The 19,538-nt window shown below is 58.8% G+C and carries 17 protein-coding genes; 15 read left to right on the top strand and 2 right to left on the bottom strand.

Translation table 11 applies throughout. The features are described 5' to 3' along the window. Window positions 1-603 precede the first annotated feature (603 nt). From DXB44_RS00095 to hslO, 12 genes are all read left to right on the top strand, one after another. Complete coding sequence (locus DXB44_RS00095; RefSeq protein WP_005923988.1) at window positions 604-912, top strand: YerC/YecD family TrpR-related protein; 309 nt, start codon at window positions 604-606, stop codon at window positions 910-912. Window positions 913-971: 59 nt separating this feature from the next. Beyond that, on the top strand, window positions 972-1,298 hold the full coding sequence (locus tag DXB44_RS00090) for a hypothetical protein (protein WP_097779775.1): 327 nt from the start codon (window positions 972-974) through the stop codon (window positions 1,296-1,298). Window positions 1,299-1,529: 231 nt separating this feature from the next. After that, window positions 1,530-2,204, top strand: coding sequence for an HAD hydrolase-like protein (locus tag DXB44_RS00085; protein ID WP_097779776.1), 675 nt, complete (start codon window positions 1,530-1,532; stop codon window positions 2,202-2,204). Between the two features lie 39 nt (window positions 2,205-2,243). Then, window positions 2,244-4,109, top strand: coding sequence for an SGNH/GDSL hydrolase family protein (locus DXB44_RS00080; RefSeq protein ID WP_118657316.1), 1,866 nt, complete (start codon window positions 2,244-2,246; stop codon window positions 4,107-4,109). A gap of 55 nt (window positions 4,110-4,164) precedes the next feature. Then, window positions 4,165-4,386, top strand: coding sequence for a hypothetical protein (locus tag DXB44_RS00075; protein ID WP_055185204.1), 222 nt, complete (start codon window positions 4,165-4,167; stop codon window positions 4,384-4,386). An 84-nt stretch (window positions 4,387-4,470) separates the two neighbouring features. After that, window positions 4,471-5,211, top strand: a complete 741-nt coding sequence (locus DXB44_RS00070) for a YjjG family noncanonical pyrimidine nucleotidase (RefSeq protein WP_097779779.1) — start codon at window positions 4,471-4,473, stop codon at window positions 5,209-5,211. A gap of 43 nt (window positions 5,212-5,254) precedes the next feature. After that, entirely contained in the window at window positions 5,255-7,150 is a 1,896-nt protein-coding gene (locus DXB44_RS00065) for an ABC-F family ATP-binding cassette domain-containing protein (RefSeq protein ID WP_118657315.1), read from the top strand. A 15-nt stretch (window positions 7,151-7,165) separates the two neighbouring features. Beyond that, window positions 7,166-7,711 carry a Gx transporter family protein gene (locus DXB44_RS00060; RefSeq protein WP_112121756.1) on the top strand — a complete coding sequence of 182 codons (546 nt, stop codon included), beginning with the start codon at window positions 7,166-7,168 and terminating at the stop codon, window positions 7,709-7,711. 140 nt (window positions 7,712-7,851) lie between these two features. After that, window positions 7,852-10,305 (top strand): endopeptidase La, encoded by a 2,454-nt coding sequence (gene lon / locus DXB44_RS00055; protein ID WP_118657314.1) that lies wholly within the window; start codon window positions 7,852-7,854, stop codon window positions 10,303-10,305. 21 nt (window positions 10,306-10,326) lie between these two features. Continuing rightward, a complete protein-coding gene (gene yihA / locus DXB44_RS00050) occupies window positions 10,327-10,929 on the top strand; it encodes a ribosome biogenesis GTP-binding protein YihA/YsxC (protein WP_005924021.1) in 603 nt (200 codons plus the stop codon). Between the two features lie 4 nt (window positions 10,930-10,933). Next, on the top strand, window positions 10,934-11,683 hold the full coding sequence (locus DXB44_RS00045; protein ID WP_118657313.1) for a class I SAM-dependent methyltransferase: 750 nt from the start codon (window positions 10,934-10,936) through the stop codon (window positions 11,681-11,683). 3 nt (window positions 11,684-11,686) lie between these two features. Next, complete coding sequence (hslO, locus tag DXB44_RS00040; RefSeq protein ID WP_118657312.1) at window positions 11,687-12,601, top strand: Hsp33 family molecular chaperone HslO; 915 nt, start codon at window positions 11,687-11,689, stop codon at window positions 12,599-12,601. A gap of 175 nt (window positions 12,602-12,776) precedes the next feature. Here hslO and DXB44_RS00030 read toward each other — a convergent pair whose 3' ends face one another. After that, window positions 12,777-13,913 carry a sporulation protein YqfD gene (locus tag DXB44_RS00030; RefSeq protein WP_118657310.1) on the bottom strand — a complete coding sequence of 379 codons (1,137 nt, stop codon included), beginning with the start codon at window positions 13,911-13,913 and terminating at the stop codon, window positions 12,777-12,779. Window positions 13,914-13,922: 9 nt separating this feature from the next. Next, the gene (locus DXB44_RS00025; protein WP_199680532.1) at window positions 13,923-14,210 is read right to left on the bottom strand and encodes a YabP/YqfC family sporulation protein; all 288 of its coding nucleotides are present in this window, start codon (window positions 14,208-14,210) and stop codon (window positions 13,923-13,925) included. A gap of 76 nt (window positions 14,211-14,286) precedes the next feature. Here DXB44_RS00025 and DXB44_RS00020 point away from each other — a divergent pair, with 76 nt between their 5' ends. The 3 genes from DXB44_RS00020 (at window position 14,287) to pheT (ending at window position 19,207) form a co-directional block, all read left to right on the top strand. Continuing rightward, window positions 14,287-15,408: a hypothetical protein gene (locus DXB44_RS00020; RefSeq protein ID WP_118657518.1), complete on the top strand. Its 1,122-nt coding sequence runs from the start codon at window positions 14,287-14,289 to the stop codon at window positions 15,406-15,408. Window positions 15,409-15,754: 346 nt separating this feature from the next. Next, a complete protein-coding gene (pheS, locus tag DXB44_RS00015) occupies window positions 15,755-16,777 on the top strand; it encodes a phenylalanine--tRNA ligase subunit alpha (protein WP_118657309.1) in 1,023 nt (340 codons plus the stop codon). A gap of 18 nt (window positions 16,778-16,795) precedes the next feature. After that, window positions 16,796-19,207, top strand: coding sequence for a phenylalanine--tRNA ligase subunit beta (pheT, locus tag DXB44_RS00010; RefSeq protein WP_118657308.1), 2,412 nt, complete (start codon window positions 16,796-16,798; stop codon window positions 19,205-19,207). The last annotated feature ends 331 nt before the right edge of the window (window positions 19,208-19,538 follow it).

Raw genomic sequence — 19,538 nt, 5'->3', positions numbered from 1 at the left:
TCAGCACATGACCGGTGTTCCGGCCACGCTCCGAAGACGAAGGCTTCTGCTCCCGCCTGCCAGGGCAGGAGCAATACTCCGCGGTACCACTTCGCTTGCTGTGTTAAAACAGCCACTCTCCCACGCATGGTACACCGACCATGCTGCCCGATAACGTGGGCTGGACGGCACCGTGCTACTAAGGGGCACAAAACCCGGTTCACACAGGCTGCTCGCAGGCGAGGGTCCTCTGCTCCTGACTGCCGCTTTTTCACCCGAGAAGCGGCTCGCTGAAAGAGGGTGATGCAGAAGATCATGTCCTGTTCCTTGCATTTGCTGAATGATTGTGTCCTACTTTATTCCCGTTTTCATCAATTGTCAATATTTTCGTCACAAGTTCAGAGGATGCGCCAATTCAAGCCATTTTCCGGGAATAATTTTTAGGTGATTTTCTTTCATGTGTGAAGAGAATAAAACTAAACACGTCTATAATTGAAAACCATTCACTCACAGGTCTTGACTTTCACACTTTGAAGTGCTAAAGTAATAGCGTGCAGAATATCCCGCGCGGCAGCACAGTCTGGCTTGTCAGCTGCCGCCGCTGTTATAATAAGGAGAAAAACAATGGCTGAAAAAAATTCCAGAAGAAACGAGACGACGGATGCGCTCTTTGACGCCATCCTCAGTCTGGAGAGCCGGGAAGAGTGCTACGCTTTTTTTGAGGATCTGTGCACTGTAAAGGAGATCTCGGATATGGCACAGCGCTTACAGGCGGCAAAGCTGCTGCTGGACGGTGCCACCTACGAGCAGATCGTCAAGGCGGTGGAGATCAGCACTGCCACCATCAGCCGCATCAACCGCTGCATCCAGTACGGCTCCGGCGGCTACCGCGACACCATTGAGAAGGTGCGCGCACAGGCAGAAAAGCAGTAACAGCCGTACCCGCCGCAGCATAGGATAGGGCACACGACCGGAAAGGAAGGTTTTGCCCTATGATGATCGATACACCCTGTACCCGTTCTCAGTGCCCGGAAATGCCCAAGGTCAGTCTGGATCAGGCTGTCGTGGACCTGATGGAAAGCATTGCCTTGCAGGAAACGGCGCTCAGCCACATTTTGTGTGCCGAAAGCCGGAAGATGCAGAAAGCCATGGATCTGGACGGTCTGGATCTTTGCAAGCTGCTGGAGGTGAACGACTCCGCTACCAACATGGTGCACGCCGTAGCAAATCTTGAGCTGGTGCTCAAGGATAAGCTGGAGTTCATCTCCAACAACCTCTATGTTCCGGGGGACAGCAGCTGCCCATCACCTGCGCAGTAACGCTTTTGCAGGGGACGGTCTCTGCTGCAATTTGATCCGTGAAAATGCAATGCCGGGCAGCCCGCGGGCTGCCCGGCATTGTGCTGCCCCGCGCTGCCGCAAGGGAGGCTGCTGTGCAAAATACGGCGCAGCGGCCTCCCTTTTTAGGAAAATTCTGCATAAGAGACAGAAAAATCTTTTGTTGGAATTGCTGATGTATCAAATCTGTGCTATACTATTGGATGTATCACCATGAAAGCGAGGAATAAAACATTGCTGCATTATGATGCGATCCTATTTGATGTGGACGGGACGCTGATCGATTCAGCCCCCGGTATCATTCATACATTGCAAGAGGTTTTCTGCACCATGGGTGTGGATGTATCCGGCATTAACCTGCGCCGCTATCTGGGCCCGCCCCTGCGCAAAAGCTTCGGCGAGCACTTCACCGACCCGGCGCTGATCGAAAAAGCTACCGATCTTTACCGCACGAGTTACGCAGTGAAGGGCAGTCACGAGTGTGCCGTGTTCCCGGGCGTTCTGCAGATGCTGCAAACCCTGAAAGACGCGGGTTTTCTCCTGTGCACTGCCACCTCCAAGCCCACCAAGGTGGTCACCCCCATTCTGGAAGAGCAGGGGCTGGCACAGTATTTTGATTTTATCGGTGGCGCCTCTATGGACGAAAGCCGGGACACCAAGACCGAGGTCGTGCGTTATGTGCTCAGCCAGCCCGCCTTGCAGGGCAAGCGGGTGCTGATGGTGGGCGACCGTAACGATGATATGCGGGGCGCTGCCGACTGCGGTCTGGATGCTGCCGGTGTGCTGTATGGCTACGGCAGCCGGGAAGAGCTGGAACCCTTCCATCCGGTGCTGCTGGCCGAAAGCTGCACCGACCTTACCGACCGGCTGCTGGCAGCCCGGGTATGACAGGAAGTTTCATTCCTTCGGAAGGAGAATGGATAGAATATGAGAAGCAATAACCAAAAGGAGAATCAGGCACTGACCCCGATGCAGAAGCAGGCGGTGCTGGTGTGCATCGTGTGTGCACTGGCGGCGCTGCTGACCATCGGCATCACCCTTACCATGCTCAAGCGGGGCAAGAACCCGACGGAGCAGCCGGGGGATTCTTCTATTATTACCCCCGCGCCCGCCCCGGAAGGGGAGGAGGATATCTCCGACCACTACCAGATCAACCAGACCTCCAGCGCACTGCTCACCGGGACTTCTGATGCTGGTGACGCCTATCAGGAGCAGACCCTTTTTATCGGCGATTCCAACACGGTGCGTCTGTACGCCAGCGGTCTGATCTCATTGCAGCAGTTCTGCGCAAAAGAGGGCATTGGCACCAGCGCCGCCCTGCATGAGGGCATCGTCACCTTCAAGCGGGACGATAACCGCTACACCATCGCACAGGCAGTGGCAAAAATGAAGCCCCGCCGGGTGGTCATCATGCTGGGCACCAACGATAACGGCATGAATACCGAGGACTTTATCAGCAACTACACCGCGCTGGTGCAGGCCATTCAGGCCAGCTATCCCTATACCGATATCATCGTCAACACGGTGCCGCCGGTCCCGTCCAACCACTCCAACTACCCCAACATGGACCAGACCCGTATTGATGATTTCAATATGGCACTGCTGACCATGTGCGAGCAGCTGGGCGTCAAGTTCCTCAACTCTGCCGAGGCGCTCAAGGACGCCAACGGCTACGGCAATGTGGATTACTACCAGAGCGGGGACATCCACCTCAAGCCCGCAGGTCTGAAGGTGCTGCTGAAGTATCTGCGTACCCACGCCTATGAGACCGAGGATCGCCGCCCGGACACCAATAACATCCCCACCCGCGCCGAGTATACCGCTAACCCCAGCTCTGCCGTGGAAGCACCCAGCAGCTCGGAGGAAGTCTCTTCCTCGGCTGTTGAGGAAAAAACGGAGTATCAGGCCGGTTACCGTGTAGATAAAACCGGCGGCGGTACCCTGACCTGCGGCAACGAGAGCGGCAAGTCTCTTACCGTCAAGGTGACCAGCGCCGCCCAGACTGTTACTGTTACCGCAGTGCCGGAGGACGGCTATGTGTTCGTCAAGTGGAGCGATGGCGTGACCAAGCGCACCCGCACGGATACCAATTTTGACCAGAACGTGGATGTGACAGCTGTGTTTGCGGCAGCCTCTATCCAGATCAGCAGCAGCGGCAAGGCTGCGCTGGGGGATTCCTACACATTCAAAGCTACCCTCAAGGGCAAGTATCTGGATGCTTCCAGCATCCGCTGGTATGTCAATGGCAGCGAGGTGACACAGGCTGCCGGCAAGACCACCATAAAGGGCGAGGTAGACCCCTCCATGCTGGGCGGCAAATTCCGGGTGTACGCCACCGCCAGCTATAACGACTGCACTGTGACCAGCAACAAGCTGGAACTCACGGTCAGCGGTGCACCGTCCAGCTCGTCCAGCAGCACCAGCAGTTCCGGTGCGTCCTCTAAGGAGGATAAGCCTGCTTCTTCCAAGGACGAAACGTCTGCCTCCTCTAAGGAGGACAAACCGGCCTCTTCCAAGGAGGAGAAGCCCGCTTCTTCCTCCTCGAACGGTACTTCTGAAAGCACCGGCAGCTCCTCCAAGGTAGAGAAGCCCGCCTCCTCTGCGGCTTCTTCTAAGGTAGAAAAGCCCACTTCTTCTTCGCAGAGCAGCTCCTCCTCCAAGGTGGAAAAACCTGCTTCTTCTAAGCAGGAGCACACGGCTTCCTCCAAGGAAGATGAACCGGCAACCTCTAAAGAGGAAAAGTCCGCGTCCTCCAAGGCCGAAGCCAGCGCCAGCAAGGAAGCTGTTAACTAAGGGCACATTCCGCGCCCGCGCCGCATAGGCTGGCGTGAGAGGAAGGTGGAGCCCTATGTACTGGCAAGAAATGCGCACACCCTCCCTGCCCGGGGAGAACGACGTGACCAACGGCAGCGTGGATTACTACGATACCGACTGGGAAAACGTGGATAACAGCGCATTGGAGGAAGAAATGCAGAAATGCGGTCTGACGCCCTGCGAGGGAAAGACGCTGTGCCCGGACAACACCCCGGCACAAACAGACCGGTCTGCGTATGAAATCGTTTCTGAATAACGAGAAGCCAGCTCTGCCGGGGGTGGGGCTGGCTTCTCCCTGTTGATACACAAGTGGGAAATGCTGAAAAGAAAGTGAGATACTATGGCAAAATATTATTGCATCCTGTTCGATGCGGACAATACACTGCTCAACTTTGATGCAGCGGAAAACAAGGCGCTGGCCGAAACGCTGGTAAACTACGGTATCGAGCCGGATGCTGAGACCGTGCAGACCTACCGCACCATCAACGAGGAACTGTGGCGGCAGCTGGAAAAAGGCCAGATCCGCCGCGAGAAGCTGTTCGGCGAGCGGTTCAGCCGCTTTTTAAAGGCCATCAATGCCGCCGGTGACGGTGTGGAGATGAACCGCTTCTATCTGGAGCAGCTGTCCACCCACCCGGATCTGATGAGCCCGGAGGTGCTGGACGTGCTGCGCGAGCTTTCGGAGGTGGCAACGCTGGCCATCGTCAGCAACGGCGCGCAGAAGGTGCAGACCCGCCGTCTGGCAGAAAGCGGCGTGATGAACTTTATGGAGGACGTGTTCATCTCTGAGAAAATGGGCTGCGAAAAGCCCAATGCCCGCATCTTTGATGCCGCCCTGCGCGCGCTGGGTGTGGAGAACCGGGAGCACGTCCTGATGGTGGGCGACAGCCTGCCCAGTGATATTCAGGGCGGCAGCAACGCCGGGCTGGATACCTGCTGGTACAACCCAAACCACGCCGAGAACCCCGGCAAGGTGATCCCTACCTACGAGATCGCCAGTCTGGAAGAGCTGTATCCGCTGGTGATGGAGCAGGAGGAACTGGCCAACGTTGGCCTGAAGAACCGCCGCCACCAGTGCTGAAACCTATGGTGTAACTGAAAAGAACGGATAACGGATCAAAACTATGCTGATACATTTAGAAAAACTGGGTAAGACCTTTGGCGAAAAAGTAGTGCTGCACGATGTGACCGCCAGTGTCGAGCGGGAAGACCGCATCGGCATCGTGGGACAAAACGGTGCGGGCAAGACCACTCTGCTCAAGATCCTTACCGGCGAATATCAGGACTACGAGGGCGAGTTCAGCGTGACCCATGGGGTGACGCTGGGCTATCTGGAGCAGAATGCAAAGCTGGATGCTACGCTGGATATCTACGGCGAGATGCGCGCCACCTTTGCTCCGGTGCTGGACGCCATGGCGCAGATGCAGATCTTGGAGCGCCGCATGGCTGCCCAGCCGGACAATGCCGACCTGCTGGCACAGCACGATGCCCTGCAGAATATCGTGGATGCCGCCGATGGCTACAATATGGACGTGAACATCAAAAAGGTGCTGTCCGGCATGGGCTTTGCGCAGGATACATGGCAAAAGAATATTGCAGTGCTCTCCGGCGGCGAGTTGACGCGGCTGCGTCTGGCAAAGCTGCTGCTGAAAAAGCCCGATGTCCTCATTCTGGACGAGCCCACCAACCACCTGGACTTTGCCACCATGGAATGGCTGGAAAACTACCTCAAGGGCTATTCCGGCGCGGTGCTGGTGGTCAGCCACGACCGCTATTTCCTCGATAATGTCTGTACAAAGATCTGGGAGGTGTCCTTCCAGACCATGACCACCTACAAGGGCAACTTCTCGGTCTACCTGCCCCAGAAGGAAGCTGCCGATGCCCTGCGCCAAAAGCAGCACGATGCCGACGTAGCACTGGCTGAAAAGCTGCAGGACTATGTGGACCGCAACCTTGTGCGCGCCTCCACCACCAAAATGGCACAGAGCCGCCGCAAGCAGCTGGAAAAGCTGGAGATCACCGAGGCACCCAAGGACGAGACCAACCAGCTGAAATTTCGCTTTGAATACGACGTAGAGCCGTGGAATGAACTGGTGATGCTGAAAAACCTCAGCATCAAAATCGGGGAGCGCACTCTGCTGGAACCCTTTACCTATACGGTCTGCCGCGGGCAGCGTCTTATCATTGCCGGCCCCAACGGTGCAGGCAAATCCACCCTGATGCAGGTGCTGGACGGCAAGCGCCGCCCCTCCGGCGGCATGGTGCGGCTGGGCACCGGGGCACGACCCAGCATTTTTGCCCAGCAGCAGAACCGTCTGGGACAGGGCAGAGTCATTGATGTCATCTGGAACAAGTACCCCCGCATGACCGAGCTGGAGGTGCGCAGCCACCTTGCAAAGCTGGGCTTCCGGGGCGATACGGTGTTCAAGCCCTGCGAAGCATTGTCCGGCGGCGAGCTGGCGCGTCTGCGCTTTGCAGAAATCGTGCTGGAACGTCCGAACCTGCTGTTTCTGGACGAGCCCACCAACCACTTGGACATCTATACCCGCGAAAACCTGACCGAAGCGCTGATGGCCTATACCGGCACCCTGCTGCTGGTCACCCACGACCGTCACCTGATGAACAGTCTGGCCTGTCCCATCCTCTACCTTGAGGACGGCAAGGCAGTGCTCTACCCCAGCTACGATGCCCTGATGGGTCGTGCCGCCCCGGTGCAGGCTGCCCAGAAGGCTGCCGAGCCCGCCAAGACCGGCTACGGCAAGGAGCAGCGCCGCCGCCGCGCCGAGCTGCGCGCCAAGATCAAGGCATGCGAGGACGAGATGGAAGCCTGCGGCGCACGGGAGGTAGAGCTGGACAACGAGATCAACTCCCCAGAGGTTTACAACGACCCCGACCTGCTGCGCCAGAAAAGCGATGAACTGAGCGACCTGCGCTTCCATCAGGAGGAACTTTTTGCCGCATGGGAAGCCGCCATGGAAGAACAGGAAGCCTACGAGCAGACGCAGCAGCCCGAAGAATAAAGGAGCGTATCCTCTATGCCTAAAAATCACCGCAACTATCAAAAAACACGGCACATCGCCCTGTCCGGTCTGCTGTTTGCGCTGGCCATGGCGCTTTCCTTCATCGAGGGTACGCTGGTCATCCCCGGGCTTTTGCCGGGCATGAAGCTGGGGCTTGCCAACATCGTGGTCATGTACGCCTTGTTCTTCATGGGTCCCCGGCAGGCACTGGTGCTGGATGTGCTCAAGGCGCTGTTCGTCTTTCTGGTGTCCGGCTTCACGGCGGGCTTCCTCTCGCTGTGCGGCGGGCTTTTGTCCCTTGCGGTGATGTGGGTGCTGTATTATCTTCTGCCGGTGCGCCCTACATGGTTCATCCTGTCGGTCTGCGGCGCACTGGCGCATAACGTGGGGCAGCTGCTGGGCGCAGGGGTCATCATCTCCTCGTCCTTGTCGCTGTACTACGCGCCGGTCATGCTGGTGCTGGGGCTTGTCATGGGCGCGCTCACCTCGGTCACGCTGCGTGCGCTGCTGCCCGCGCTGGGCAAAATGGGCTTCAATACCCACGAAAACCGCCCCGATTGACCGACCATTTCGGCAGGGCAGTTGCATTTTGGCCGGAAATCTGTATAATAAGGAAACAACTGTATTTTTATCAAAAAGACCCCAAAAGATAGCGCTGCCGCAGCATGGAAACTCGAGCGGCAGTCGGGAGGTGTTTGTATATGTCTGAAAAAGTTACCATCAAGGTCGAGCGTAAGGAACTCCATCTGCCCACCATCGCACTGCGCGGGCTGGTGGTGTTCCCCAACAACCTTGTTCATTTTGAAGTCGGGCGGGAAAAAAGCATTGCTGCCGTGGAGTGGGCCATGGCCAATAACTCCAATGTATTTCTGGTTGCCCAGAAGGAGATGGAGACCAGTGAACCCACCCAGCAGGACTTGTACACCTACGGCGTAGTAGCCGAGGTCAAGCAGGTGCTGCGCGTGTCGGACGAACTGGTCAAGGTGCTGGTAGAGGGCAAGTATCGCGCCAAGCTGACCGAGCTGGATACCACCGGCGATTTTCTGCTGTCTGCCGTGCGCTCCGCTCCGGTGCGTGCCGCGAAGCCCGAAGAAGCTGTGGAGACCGAAGCACTGCTCCGCGCCCTCAAGACTGGCTTTGACGAGTATCTGGGCATGAACCCGCGCCTTGCAAAGGACGTGGTGTTCACCATCGTTTCCAGCGATGACCCTATGTTCCTCACCGAGTATATGCCGGCAAACCTCTTGTTCCGCTATGAGGACAAGCAGGCTGTCATGAACGAGAATACCCTCAACGGCCGTTTGCAGCGCCTTGTGGAGATGCTGCGCCGTGAATGTCAGGTGATGAAGATCGAAAAGGAGATCGCGGAAAAGGTCAACGAGTCCATGGACAAGAACCAGCGCGATTACTACCTGCACGAGCAGTTGCACATCATCAACGATGAGCTGGGCGAGGGGGATGATACCCACGCCGAAGCTGATGATTACCGCCGCAAGATCCGGGAGCTGCACCTTGCCGAGGACAGCGAGAAAAAGCTGCTCAAGGAGGTAGACCGCCTGTCCCGGATGCAGAGCAGCAATCAGGAAGCCACGGTCATCCGTACCTATCTGGATACCTGTCTGGATCTGCCGTGGAACACCATGACCGTGGATGATCTGGATATCCACCGCGCCCAGCAGATCTTAGACCGGGACCACTACGGCCTGAAAAAGGTCAAGGACCGCATTCTGGAAATGCTTGCCGTGCGCAAGCTGGCACCGGATGTGAAGGCACAGATCATCTGCTTGGTCGGCCCTCCGGGTGTTGGCAAGACCAGTATTGCACGCTCCATCGCCGAAAGCCTTGGCCGTAAGTATGTGCGCATCAGTCTGGGCGGCGTGCGGGATGAAGCCGAAATCCGTGGCCACCGCCGTACCTACATCGGTGCCATGCCCGGCAAGATCATCAGCGCCATGATCACCGCCAAGTCCTCCAACCCCCTGATGCTGCTGGACGAGATCGACAAGCTGGCAGGGGACTTCCGGGGCGACCCGGCGGCAGCTCTGCTGGAGGCGCTGGACCCGGAGCAGAACAGCACCTTCAACGATCATTTCATTGATATCCCGTTTGATCTGAGCCATGTGCTCTTTATCACCACCGCCAATGATCTGGGCAGCATCCCCGGCCCGCTGCGCGACCGCATGGATGTCATCGAGCTGCCCAGCTACACCCGCGTGGAAAAATACAACATCGCCCGCAAGCACTTGCTGCCCAAGCAGCTTAAGGCCTGCGGCCTGACCGGCAAGGTCACTATGAACCAGAGCGCACTCTACGGCATCATCGATGGCTACACCCGCGAGGCCGGTGTGCGTAATCTGGAGCGTACCATCACCAGCGTGCTGCGCAAGTGCGCCCGCAAGATCGCTGCCGGCGAGGTGGAGAGCGTAGCTGTTACCGCTACCATGCTGGAGGAGCTGCTTGGCCCCCGCATCGTCAAGCCGGACTTCCTCAACCGCACCAACGCCGTGGGCATCGCCAACGGTCTGGCGTGGACAAGTGTGGGCGGCGAGACCCTGCCCATCGAGGTGCAGGTCATGGATAACGGCACCGGCAAGATCACCGTTACCGGCTCTCTGGGCGATGTGATGAAGGAGAGCGCACAGCTGGCAGTCACTTGGGTGCGTGTCCACGCCGAGGAATACGGCATCGACCCCGAGCGGCTGAAAAAGTGCGATCTGCACATCCACGCCCCCGAGGGCGCTGTGCCCAAGGACGGCCCCAGTGCCGGCGTCACCCTGACCACGGCTCTGGTGTCCTGCCTGTCCGGCGTGCCGGTGCGCGGCGATGTAGCCATGACCGGCGAGATCACCCTGCACGGCAATGTGCTGCCTATTGGCGGTCTGCGGGAAAAGAGCATGGCTGCCTACCGTGAGGGTATGAAGACCGTGCTCATCCCCAAGGATAACGAGCCTGATCTGTATGACGTGGACGAGGAGGTCAAGAAGAATCTGACCTTCCTGCCCATGCAGAACCTTTCGCAGGTGCTGGCCGCTGCCCTGCTCAAGCCGAAGGCAGCAAAGAGCACCGCAGGCCGTCCCCGCACCAAAAAGTCCAAGGCAGGGGAGAGCCGCATCCCTGCCGCGCCTGAGAAGAACCAGCCGGGCGCTGTCTGCTGAAATAACAGAAAGGAACACGCCATGATCTTCAATAAAGCTGATTTTATTGCCAGCTATGGCATTTCCAGCCAGCTGCCCGAAAGTGACCGCCCAGAGCTGAGCTTTTCGGGGCGCTCCAACGTGGGCAAATCCAGCCTGATCAACAAGCTGTGCAGCCGCAAAAATCTGGCGCGCGTGTCCAGTACGCCGGGCAAAACGGCTACCATCAATTTCTATTCGGTGGATGACTGCTATTTTGTGGATCTGCCGGGCTACGGCTACGCCAAAGTGAGCAACGCCGACCGCGAGCGCTGGGATGACCTCATCAACAGCTACTTCGAGGCACCCCGCCACCACACCCTGCTGGTGCAGCTGCTGGACTGCCGCCACGCCCCCAGCGCAGACGACCTGCAAATGCTGCGCTATCTGCACTACCACCGCATCCCCTATGTGGTGGCACTGACCAAGGCAGACAAGCTGAAAAAAAGCCAGCTTGCCAAAACGCAGGAGGACTTTGAAAACATCTGCCGCCCCTACGGCTGCCAGAAGGTGGTGCTGACCAGCGGCGAAAACGGCTACGGCATCCCGGAGCTGCAAGCGGTGCTCAACGCCGCAGTGGCTGCGGAAAACGAGGAAGCGGAGTAACGCGATGGCTTACAACGAATTTGCCTATTTCTACGATGAATTCAACGGCGAAGCGGACTATGACGCCCTGTACAGCCAGATCCATGCAAAGCTGGAAGCCCACGGCATCCATGACGGCATTGTGGCCGACCTTGGCTGCGGCACCGGGGAACTGACCCTGATGCTGACACAGGCGGGTTACGATATGATCGGCATCGACCAGTCGGAAGAGATGCTCTGCGTGGTACGGGATAAGGCCGAGCAGCTGGGGCTTTCCGGTCGGTTGCTGCTGCTCCGGCAGGATCTGCTCAAGCTGGATCTCTACGGTACCATCCGGGCGGCGGTATCCACCTTTGATACCTTCAACCACATCCCGGATCTGGATACCGCCATTGCCAATGCAGGCTTTTTTATGGAAAAAGGCGGCGTGTTCCTGTTTGATATGAACACCCCCTATAAGCACCAGAAGGTTCTGGGTGATAACGCATTTACCTTTGAGGAAGAGGATGCCTCCTGCGTGTGGCGCAACCACTATAACGCCGCCGACCGCAAGGTGGAGATCACGGTGGACATTGATTGTCACGAGACCGGCGAGCATTTCCACGAGGAATTCTGCGAGTATACCTATGATCTGGATACTATTCGTGCATCGCTGGAAAAGCACGGATTTGCGCTGGAAACAGTCTGCGATGGTGAAACTTTTGGCCCGCTGACCGAAGAAAGCCAGCGCTACTTCTTCTGCGCAACAAAACAGTATACACAACTGGAGGGATAACCTATGGCAAACCTGATCCGCGGCCTGTCCGAGAACGGCGGTGTCGTGTTCTGCGGTGTGGATTCCACCGAGATCGTCCGTAAAGCAGAAAAGCTTCACACCACAAGCGCCACTTGCAGCGCGGCACTGGGGCGTCTGCTTACCGGTGCTACCCTGATGGGCTCCATGCTCAAGGACGACCGCGACCGCATCACCCTGCGTGTGGCGGGCGGCGGCCCTGCTGGCGTGCTCATTGCCTGCACCGACGGCACCGGCAACGTGAAGGGCTGCATTGATAACCCGCTGGTGGAGCTGCCCGCCAAAGCCAATGGCCACTTGGACGTGGGCACTGCCGTAGGCAAGGACGGCGTGCTGACCGTTATCCGGGACAACCGCCTGCAAAAGGAGCCTACGGTGGGGCAGGTGCCGCTGGTATCCGGCGAGATCGCTGAGGATCTGACCAGCTACTATGCGTACAGCGAGCAGGTGCCCACCGTGATGGCGCTGGGCGTGCTGGTGGACAAAGACCTGTCCATCCTCTGCGCAGGCGGCTTTATGGTGCAGCTGCTGCCCGGTGCTACCGATGCCGAAATCGACCAGCTGGAAAAAAACATCAACGCCATGCCCTCTGTCACCGAGCTGCTCCATGCGGGCAAGACCCCCGAGGACATGATGCAGCTGGCACTGGCCGGCTTTACCCCCAACGTGCTGGACGAGCGCACGGTGCAGTACCAGTGCGATTGCAGCGCCGAGCGCACCAAGGAGATGCTGCTCAGCCTTGGCCGTGCAGAGCTTGTGCGTATGCGGGACGAGGACCCCACCTGTGAGGTGGTGTGCCACTTCTGCCACAGTAAGTATCAGTACGACCTGAACGCTCTGCTTGCCGAGTACGATGCACAGGCCGCACAGGCCGCTGAAGCCGAACATCCCGTACAATAAAAAATCCGCTTTTCAAAAGGCGGCTGCGCAGTTGTGTGCAGCCGCCTTTTTTGACTCTGCGTTTCCGAATCGAGTTGCTTTTACAGCTGCCGTTTTCCGTCACACTCCCTCCCGTGAAAAGACAGGTCTGGAAAATCCGCAGATTTTCCAGACCTGTAAATAATCTTGCTGCTTGTTATGTGCAGATATCTGCCGCCACGGTATACACCGCATTGTAGTGCAGGGTATCCTCCTGCACGGTGCATGTCTCCCGGCGGGCGAGGATGTCGGCATCCGGGAAAGCATCGTACAGCGCCCGCAGCCCCTGTAACCGTGCCAGCGTAAGCGCCTGTGCCTCGGTGCGGTACAGCGTCTCCTGTCGCTGCCCGTAATAGGTGGTCTCCTCCACCGCGCAGGGCAGGGGCAGACCAAAAACCTCTAATTGCAGATGCCGGGTGCGGCACAGCCCATCCCCATCGGGTGCGGAGGGCGAAAGCGCGGCAGAGTGCCCCGCGAAAAATAGCCGGTAATTTGTTTTGCTTTCGCCGGTCAGCTGCGGCAGAGTCTCTGCCAGCGGAATGCTTTGATTTGTCTCCCATTCCAGCTGTGCCACTACCGTGCCTGCCGCCGGGGCAAAGATCAAGGTGCCGTCCCGCTCGCTGCGCGCCGTGCCAATCAACCCCTGTCCGGCTTCCACAGTCTGCCCGGGCACTACCAGCATGGTTCCGCTGGCAAGATTTGTACGCAGAACCGTTCCGTTGCACTTTGCCCGCAGCCCGTGTAAGGTGCCTGCGGCGATTTCCGGCCGTGCATGGGCAGGGGCGGCTTCTACCGCAAGCCGGCCTTTTTCAAAATTCAGGCTTGCCCACGAGAACTCGCCGCTTTCCAGCAGGGCATATTCTCCGGTGCGCAACAGCTCTTCGGTTACGACAGTGCCGGGCTGCAAACCGCAGCTGCGCAGCACTGCACTCGCCCGCGCCTGCTGCCCGGTGGTCAGGCTGCTGTAGTCTATCGCCCATATAAGCCCTTGCAGCCAGACCAGCACCAGCCCCCATGTTGCCAGCCCTACCCACAGCCCCTTGCGCCGCAGCAGCGGACGCAGCAAAAAATAGAGCCCTTTCCGTTTTTCCACCCGCAGCCGCACCCGCCTGTGCCGGGCAAGGGCTGCAAGCCGCCGGTACTGCCATGCTGCGCAATGGGCACAAAAGCCCCCGGGCAAGGAAGAAATGCCATATAAATGCAACCCTTGCCCGGCGGCATCGGTCAAAAGCGCCTCGGGGCTGCCGTTCCGGGCGGTAAAGCGCACTCCGGCCCAAAGGCTTGCAGCTTCCATGGCGGCCTCCTATTCATCGGAAAAATCGGTGCGCAAAAACTGCCCCTGCACCGTCAGCCGGGCGGCGGTCAGGGTGCAGATGCGCAGCCCGCTGCCGTATACCGTGAACCGCCCCTTCGCCAGCCGCAGACACAGCCTGTTTTCATCAAAAAACAACACCGTGCAAAAATGCTCTATCTCCATCCGGTCGCCGCTCAGGTATACGGCAGGGCGGCTGTAAAACCCGGGCGGCGGCTGTCGGAACAGCCCACGCAGCCAGTCGCCCGGGATGCGCCGGTCGTGGTGTGCTCTGGCCATCTTTGTCCCTCCCGTCCCGCGCCTTGTACATTGCACAGCCCATGCTTCCATATATATGGAGGGGGAGGGCATGCTTATGAGTAAAAGCTGCAAACCGCTGTATCCGGGGCTTTTTTTGCTGGGTGCAGCCACGGCGCTGCTGGTATTTGCTGCGCCGCAGACTTGTGCGGCAGCTCTGCGGCAGGGTCTTGCACTCTGCGGTGGGCCGCTGCTGGTGTCACTGTTTCCGTTTTTGGTGGTGTCGGCGCTCATCATGCGCAGCGGTGCGGGCGAGGTGCTGGGGGTGCTGCTCTGGCCGGTGGTGCGTTGTATCGGCTTGCGCAGCCGCAGCGCGGGCAGTGTGCTGCTCATCGGACTTGTGGGCGGCTTTGCCCCTGCCGCCGCCGCAGCTGCCGAGGCAGTCCGCAGCAGGGAGCTGACCCCGCAGGAAGCTTCAGCTCTGCTGCCCGCTTGCATCTGCTCCGGGCCATCCTTTGTCATCCTGACGGTAGGGGAGCAGCTGCTGGGCAGCCGCACAGCCGGGATATGCCTGTTTGCCGCACAGGTGCTGGCGGGCTGGCTGACGGCGGCGCTGCTCTGCCGTGTCCGCGGCATACCGGAGCCTTTGCCCGCGCCGCCCGCTGCCGCGCAAACAGCACCGCCGCCCGCGCTGGATGCCATCCTTGCACAGGCGGCGGTGACCTACCTGAAATTATGCGGCTTTGTGCTATATTTCCGACTGCTGGCGGCAGGTTGCGGGCTGCTGCTGCCAGCAGAGTTTGCGCCCTTTCCCGCCATGCTGCTGGAAGTGTGCTCCGGCTGCGACTACGCTGCCCGCACCGGTCTGTGGGCAAGCGGGCTGTGCTGCGCCGCACTCAGCGTGCAGGGCGCTTCGGTGCTGCTGCAAGTGCGCACCCTCTGCCCGCCGGAGGTCTCGCTTCGCTCCTTGCTGTGGGGCAGGGTGCTGCATCTGCCGCTGTCGCTGGCGTTGTTTTATCTGGGCTTGCCGCAAGACGCAGTGGAAAGCTTCAATACCCTGTGCAGCCGGGTGGTGCCCATGCGTCGCGTGCCGACAGACTGCGCCCTGCTGGTGTTTGCAGTTTGCTGTATGACCGCTTGCGAGGCCTGCCGCCTGACCGAAAAGAAGGCACAAAACGCAGCTCCGGCAAATAAAAACCGCTCTACGGCTTGCAAACCGCCGCAAAATGTGGTAACATAACTCTTGGTTATCATAATACCAAACGCAGCGACGGAGAGAGTAGGCGCTGTCTGCACGGCAAAGAGAGAAGCTTCACCGGCTGAAAGGGCTTCCATGTGCGGCAGGGGCTGAAGTTCGCTCCCGAGCGGTCTGCGCGAACGATGCGGACGCATCTATTAGCACAGGACGGTTGCGCCCCGTTACGGCGTTTGAGCGCCGTCTGCCTTTGTGCGGACGGAAACCGGGTGGTACCGCGGAGCAGAAATAGTCACAGCTTCGTCCCTTTTGCCTGAGCAGTCGGGCAGGGGACGGAGCTTTTTTGTTATACTCCGCTCCATGAACACAAAGAATAAAGGAGAGAAAATCCATGCAAGCAATGATCGATGAGCTGGCCAAGCAGGCCGCTGAAAGCCTTGGTCAGGTGTCCAGCAAGGAGACGCTGGCTTCCTTCTGGCAGGAATACCTCAGCAAAAACGGCAAGATCCCTGCCCTGATGAAGAATCTGCGCACCGTTGCGCCGGAAGAGCGTCCCGCCATGGGCAAGATCATCAACGAACTCAAGCAGAAGGTGCAGGCAGACTACGATGCCGCCGCCGAGGCTGTGAAGCAGGCAGAGCTTGCTGCCCGCAACGCCGCCGAGACGGTGGATATCACCCTGCCTGCCAAGACCCGCTCTGTGGGCGGTCTGCATCCCCTGACGCTGGTCACCAACCAGATCATCGACGTGTTCTCCGGTATGGGCTTTGCCGTGGCGGATGCCCCGGAGATCGAGGATGACGACCACAACTTCACCCGCCTGAACGTGCCCAAGGATCACCCTGCCCGCGATATGCAGGATACCTTCTATCTGTCCGATGAATTCCTGCTGCGCACCCAGACCTCCGGTGGTCAGATCCGCACCATGGACAGCCAGAAGCCGCCCATCAAGGTGCTGATCCCTGGCCGCGTGTTCCGCTCTGACTCGGACGCTACCCACAGCCCCATGTTCCACCAGATGGAAGGTCTGGTCGTGGATAAGGGTATCACGCTGGGCGACCTGCAGGGCGCACTGAACACCTTCGTGCAGAAGCTGTTCGGTGCCGACACCCGCACCCGCCTGCGTCCCTCCTACTTCCCGTTCACCGAGCCCAGCGTGGAGGTGGACGTAAGCTGCTTCGAGTGCCACGGCAAGGGCTGCCCCCTGTGCAAGCACACCGGCTGGATCGAGGTTCTGGGCGGCGGCGTCGTCAACCGCAAGGTGCTGGAGAACTGCAACATTGACCCGGACGAGTACTCCGGCTTCGCCTTTGGCATCGGCATCGAGCGTATCGCCATGCTGAAATACGGCATCAACAACATCGGTCTGATGTTCGAGAACAATCTGCAGTTCCTCAAGCAGTTCCACGAATAAGAGGGGAGAGAACAAACAATGAAAGTACCTTTCAGTTGGTTAAAAGAATTCGTTGATATCGATGTTACCGCACAGGAACTGGAGGAGAAGCTGTTCTCCTGCGGCTTCGAGGTGGAAGAGCTCATCCCGCTGGATGCTGGCATCAGCAAGGTGGTCGTCGGCAAGATCGTGGAGATGGAAAAGCAGGAGGGCACCCACCTGACCAAGTGTGTGGTGGACTGCGGCGCTTACGGCCATGAGATCCGCATCAGCACCGGTGCCGCCAACATGAAGCTGGGCGATTGCGTGCCCACCGCACTGGATGGCTCCACTCTGCCCGGCGGCATCACCATCAAGGCCCGCAAGATGCAGGGCGTGGAGTCCAACGGTATGCTGTGCTCCGGCGCAGAACTGGGTCTGAACGATGACCTGTTCCCGGGCTCTGAGGTCTACGGCCTGCTCATCCTGCCCGAGGACTCTGTCCCTGGCACCGACATCGCCCCCGTGGTGGGTCTGGATGACTACATCTTTGATATCTCCATCACCGCCAACCGCCCGGACTGCCAGTCTGTTCTGGGCATTGCCCGCGAGGTGGCTGCGGTTCTGGGCAAGCCCCTGCACATGCCCGCCATGGACTACAAGGCTGTCTGCGAGCCGGACGCTCCCATCACCGTCAAGGTGGAGGCACCGGAGCTGTGCCCCCGCTATATGGCACACTATGTCCGCAACATCCGCATGGGCGAGTCTCCCCGCTGGATGAAGCGCCATCTGGCACTGTGCGGCCTGCGCTCCATCAGCAACGTGGTGGATATTACCAACCACACCCTGCTGGAGATGGGTCAGCCCATGCACGCCTTTGACCTGAACAAGGTCGCCGGCCGCACCATTGATGTGCGCCGCGCCCACGAGGGCGAAAAAATCGTCACGCTGGACGAGAAGGAATTCACCCTGAACCCCAACAATCTGGTCATTTGCGATGCCGAAAAGCCGGTGGCACTGGCCGGTATCATGGGCGGCGCAAACTCCGGCATGGACGATAACACCACCAGCCTGCTGTTCGAGTGCGCCACCTTTGCCCGCGACTGCGTCCGTAAGACCAGCCGCGCACTGGGTCAGAACAGCGATTCCTCTGCCCGCTACGAGAAGGGCGTGGATCGCTATTCTCCGCAGCTGGGTCTGGCACGCGCTCTGCACCTGATCCAGCAGCTGGATTGCGGTGATATCACTACGCTGGAATACGATCTGACCGATGGCCGCCCGCTGGAGCGCAAGCACATCGTCACCACCCCGGCCAAGATCTGCGCCGTGCTGGGCATCACCGTGCCCGACCAGACCATGATCGACATCCTGCAGCGTCTGGAGTTCACCGTGGATGTGCAGGCCGATGGCAGCTGGGATGTGTCCGCACCCCTGTACCGTGATGACGTGGAAAGCTTCCCGGATCTGGCCGAAGAGGTCATCCGTGAGTACGGCTACGACCATATCGTGCCCACCTTCCTGAACACTGCCTCCGTTACCAACGGCGGCCTGAACTACGACCAGAAGCAGCAGCTCAAGACCAAGCGTCTGCTGGCTGCACAGGGCTTCTACGAGGCCTCCACGCTGGCCTTCTACTCCAACGCTGAGCTGGATATGCTGCATATCCCCGCCGAGGACGAAGCCCGCAAGGCCATCCGCATCCTGAACCCCATCAGCGAGAACCTGTCCATCATGCGCACCCTGCTGACCCCCTCCATGCTGAACGTCATCGTGGACAACCTGAAAAAGGGCAACGCCGAGGGTCGCCTGTTCGAGATGGCACCGGTCTATCTGGCCAAGGAACTGCCCATCAATGAGCACCCCCACGAGCGCCAGACTCTCTGCATCGGTGCCTTTGGCCCCGAGGAGGACTTCTTCACCGTCAAGGGCGCGCTGGAAGCACTGGCAGCCGGCTTTGGCCTGACCTTTGATTACAAGCGCGAGACCGCCGCATGGCTGCACCCCGGCATCAGCGCCGCTGTGTATTGCAACGGCAAGCGTCTGGGCGTGTTCGGTAAGCTTGCCAACGAGATCAACGCCGAGCTGGAGATCGCCAAGGAGCAGAAGGACAGCCAGAATATCTATCTGGGCGAGCTGGACTACGAGGCTCTGATGTCCTGCGTAGAGGGCGAGCTGCGCTATAAGCCCCTCAGCCCCTATGCACCTGTCAAGCGCGATTTGGCTCTGGTCTGCAACGAGACTGTGTCCTGCGGCGAGATCGAGGAGACCATCCGCAAGGCCAGCCCGCTGGTCAGCGAGGTCAAGCTGTTCGATATCTATCGCGGCGCAAACCTCGGCGAAGGCAAAAAGAGCATGGCCTTCAGCCTGTCCCTGTCTGATCCCAAGAAGGAAGTCTCTGCTGAGGAAGTGGAGCGCGTGGTCAAGAAGATCCTTGGCAACCTGAAGTTTAAGCTGGGCATCGAGATCCGCTAAAAGCTTATTATATAAGTAGTTATATATAGACCCAAGGCCGTCTGTGCAGTGCATGGACGGCCTTTTTGTATGGGGAGAGGGGAAAATCACAATATGGATGAAGCAAACTCAATTTTCTTTAAAAAAAGATGTCAAAAAGTGTTGACAACTGCCCCGGGGTGTGGTATTATACTTGAGCGCCAAGCGCTGAGACAAAAGAATGACTTCTGAAGTCCCAGCAGGAAGCCCTTGAAAAGAACCAATGAACGTTCAAATGTTCCGGTTAGCACCGAGAAACTGCTGAACGATTTAAGTTCACAAAACTTCAAAAGCTTCTCAAAAAAGTGCTTGA

It is taken from the genome of Faecalibacterium sp. OM04-11BH (genome assembly GCF_003482185.1).
GTDB lineage: Bacteria > Bacillota > Clostridia > Oscillospirales > Ruminococcaceae > Faecalibacterium > Faecalibacterium tardum.
Note: the sequence above shows the minus strand (reverse complement) of the source record. Positions and strands in the feature narration are given on the sequence as shown.

Coding starts and splice junctions, on each gene's coding strand:
- DXB44_RS00025 (WP_199680532.1), bottom strand. CDS start 14,210: ATGGCCAGAGCACACCACGACCGGCGCATCCCGGGCGACTGGCTGCGT.
- DXB44_RS00090 (WP_097779775.1), top strand. CDS start 972: ATGATGATCGATACACCCTGTACCCGTTCTCAGTGCCCGGAAATGCCC.
- DXB44_RS00075 (WP_055185204.1), top strand. CDS start 4,165: ATGTACTGGCAAGAAATGCGCACACCCTCCCTGCCCGGGGAGAACGAC.
- yihA (WP_005924021.1), top strand. CDS start 10,327: ATGATCTTCAATAAAGCTGATTTTATTGCCAGCTATGGCATTTCCAGC.
- pheS (WP_118657309.1), top strand. CDS start 15,755: ATGCAAGCAATGATCGATGAGCTGGCCAAGCAGGCCGCTGAAAGCCTT.
- DXB44_RS00085 (WP_097779776.1), top strand. CDS start 1,530: ATGAAAGCGAGGAATAAAACATTGCTGCATTATGATGCGATCCTATTT.
- DXB44_RS00095 (WP_005923988.1), top strand. CDS start 604: ATGGCTGAAAAAAATTCCAGAAGAAACGAGACGACGGATGCGCTCTTT.
- DXB44_RS00030 (WP_118657310.1), bottom strand. CDS start 13,913: ATGGAAGCTGCAAGCCTTTGGGCCGGAGTGCGCTTTACCGCCCGGAAC.
- pheT (WP_118657308.1), top strand. CDS start 16,796: ATGAAAGTACCTTTCAGTTGGTTAAAAGAATTCGTTGATATCGATGTT.
- DXB44_RS00065 (WP_118657315.1), top strand. CDS start 5,255: ATGCTGATACATTTAGAAAAACTGGGTAAGACCTTTGGCGAAAAAGTA.
- hslO (WP_118657312.1), top strand. CDS start 11,687: ATGGCAAACCTGATCCGCGGCCTGTCCGAGAACGGCGGTGTCGTGTTC.
- DXB44_RS00070 (WP_097779779.1), top strand. CDS start 4,471: ATGGCAAAATATTATTGCATCCTGTTCGATGCGGACAATACACTGCTC.
- DXB44_RS00060 (WP_112121756.1), top strand. CDS start 7,166: ATGCCTAAAAATCACCGCAACTATCAAAAAACACGGCACATCGCCCTG.
- DXB44_RS00045 (WP_118657313.1), top strand. CDS start 10,934: ATGGCTTACAACGAATTTGCCTATTTCTACGATGAATTCAACGGCGAA.
- DXB44_RS00080 (WP_118657316.1), top strand. CDS start 2,244: ATGAGAAGCAATAACCAAAAGGAGAATCAGGCACTGACCCCGATGCAG.
- DXB44_RS00020 (WP_118657518.1), top strand. CDS start 14,287: ATGAGTAAAAGCTGCAAACCGCTGTATCCGGGGCTTTTTTTGCTGGGT.
- lon (WP_118657314.1), top strand. CDS start 7,852: ATGTCTGAAAAAGTTACCATCAAGGTCGAGCGTAAGGAACTCCATCTG.